General features: G+C 56.4%; 1 protein-coding gene. It reads left to right on the top strand.

Going from position 1 to position 940, the window contains the following annotated elements; genetic code table 11:
* Window positions 1–547 (top strand): cation diffusion facilitator family transporter (locus H6B10_RS14685; protein WP_204652274.1); only part of this gene is annotated, 547 nt, incomplete at its 5' end.
* Window positions 548–940: the final 393 nt, after the last annotated feature.

Here is a 940-nt window from a genome sequence, read left to right as displayed (position 1 = left end):
TGTGCCCGGCGCCATTGCACTGGCAGCCGCCATTGTCTCCATCGCCGGCAAGGAGGCCATGTACTGGTATACCCGCCATTATGCCTTGCTGATCCATTCCTCGGCCTTCATGGCGGATGCGTGGCACCACCGGTCCGACGCCTTCTCCTCCATCGGGCCTCTTATCGGTATTGCCGGTGCCATGCTGGGATTCCCGGTACTGGACTCGGTGGCCAGCGTGGTGATCTGCCTGTTTATTTTGAAAGTGTCCTACGACATTCTGAAGGACGCCATCAACAAGCTGCTGGACACCTCCTGTGGGGAGGAATACGAGCAAAAACTGCGGACCTATGTGGCCGCCCGCCCCGGCGTGGAAGGGGTAGACCTGCTGCATACCCGGATGTTCGGCAACAAAGTGTACATCGACCTGGAGATTCAGGTGGACGGCGACAAGACCCTGCGGGAAGCTCATGAAGTAGCCGAACAGGTACACACCGAAGTGGAACAGGCGTTCCCGGAAGTAAAACACGTGATGATCCACGTGAACCCCGCCCCGGCGGCCGGGTAATCCCCTGCCTGGCCACAGATTCTGCCGGCAGACTATGCCCAACCAAAACAGCCCGACCTTCCCGGCCGGGCTGTTTTTCTTTTGCCAGGCCGGCGTGCTGCACCGAGCCAGAGCAAAAGTATTCAATTCGTCATATTTTATATTATATTACAATTTGTATTTTCTATTAAAAAAGGCGCTCCGGACGGAGCGTACGTCCAAAGCGCCGGGAGGAAAAAAGCAACAGAATCCGCCAAAACAGGCGCAATCAGGCGGCAGCGGTTTCGCTGTCAACAGCCAGTTCCGCATTCAGCCGCTTGCTCTTGGAGAACACCCAGGTGATCACAAAAGCAGATACCATCGAGAGCAGCGTACCGATCAGGAAGTTGAGCATATCACCGGACTGCACGCAGA

The organism is Gemmiger formicilis (assembly GCF_016901605.1).
Lineage (GTDB): Bacteria > Bacillota > Clostridia > Oscillospirales > Ruminococcaceae > Gemmiger > Gemmiger formicilis_B.
The sequence above is the reverse complement of the archived record's forward strand: the minus strand, read 5'-3'. Positions and strand labels throughout refer to the sequence as shown.